The sequence below is a fragment of the Sphingobacterium shayense genome (genome assembly GCF_013179575.1).
Taxonomy (GTDB): domain Bacteria; phylum Bacteroidota; class Bacteroidia; order Sphingobacteriales; family Sphingobacteriaceae; genus Sphingobacterium; species Sphingobacterium shayense.
Map to the genome: position 1 here is coordinate 1 of NZ_JABMCQ010000318.1, position 1485 is coordinate 1485.

General features: G+C 38.3%; 2 protein-coding genes. Both read right to left on the reverse strand.

Translation table 11 applies throughout. The features are described from left to right. The coding region (locus HP439_RS19070) for a type II 3-dehydroquinate dehydratase (RefSeq protein ID WP_172391909.1) at window positions 1-74 on the reverse strand (74 nt) is incomplete at its 3' end. Window positions 75-108: 34 nt separating this feature from the next. Next, window positions 109-1485: gliding motility protein RemB (locus tag HP439_RS19075; RefSeq protein WP_172391908.1), on the reverse strand; the 1377-nt coding region annotated here is incomplete at its 5' end.

Genomic DNA, 1485 nt, shown 5'->3' on the forward strand with positions numbered 1-1485 from the left:
TCACCATAAACGCTCTTTTCACGAACCCCCAGTAGGTTTAAATTGGGGCCGTTTATTATTAATATCTTTTTCATCGATTCTCGCTAAACTCTAAAGGTAGACAATCTACTAAATATCTCCATAGAAATTTCGGAATGAAGATCGTAAACCGATACTAAAGACTCCTGACTTCTGCGTTGAAGCCCCTTCAATCTTATTATAACGTTGCGTATATCCCAGTTCAAACCGGAGATTATACTTCGGATTTAAGATATACGATGCTTTCGCATCCAAATAATACAAATCATTTTGAACACCTTGACCAATCTTATTCCCGTACAGTTCCGGAATAGTGCGATAAGATTGGAAAATATCACCGCCCATGTTCGTACCGTCTACAGGATCTGTACCAAAACGACTGTACACCCCTTGCAATGAAAAATCCAAACGGTTCCATGAATAATTTGCAATACCGATAAGTTCTCTAAAATTAGCCCCACGCGGATGTGCCAGTGGTTCGCCGTAGTTACTATAATTAGATATCGACACGAAGTGTTGATAAGTATAAGGTCTAACTACATTATACTCTGCAAGAAAATTTAAATTATTGACATTAAAAATGTCATAACCACGAGCACCTATTTGGGCTCCCCACTTATTGTGAGCATATCCATTTCCTCCGAAAAATTCTTTCGCCGTAAATTCACCTAACAAAAATTGTCCATATGCTGTAACATTCCGCAACACTTTATATTTCGCGTTTAATCCCAAAAACATTTTATCGGGTGAAGTAGAATTATTCGATTCTACTGGTCGAATAAAAATAACGGGGCTTATATAATTAAAATCAAAGCCACGGTGCCCTGCTTGATTGCGATTAGCCCAAACTACAGCCTGGAAAAATCCAACTGACAAACGATTATTTACATTATAATCTAAATATTGAAAAGCTCCCCATTTCGCTCCGTCTCCATATTGACTTCCTGAGTTTAAGGAGTCCACTCTAGGGTTTTCCGGGTCATTCATGTACGCCCAAATCGACGTATACTGGACATTTCCAATTTTGCCTGTAAGTTTCAGATGTGCATAATTTGAAGAGAAATCAGACAATAACAACGATCGGTAGCCGTCGCCAATATGATTTTTATCATAAGCTAAAGTCGTTTGAAAATAATCACTAAAGTCATAGGTCGCACTAGCAGTTGCATACATCCAATCTTTTTTATTGCCAGATAAATGATCTACACCTCCCTGACCAGGTACAACTTGGTTACTTTCCATATATTCTGAAAGGTACCGAGGGAATACCCCTTGATTCTTATAAATACTTGCGTAATATGTAAACTTATCATTAACGGTCCCCCCGACTTGAGCTCCAATCGTGCCAAGCCATGTCGTTCTTTTATCCGAATCGATCATTTCTTTACCGATCACCAATTCGGGTAGGAAGTCCGCATAGAACGAATGATTGTCGTGATTGATTTCGATAAGATGTTCATTAAAAAT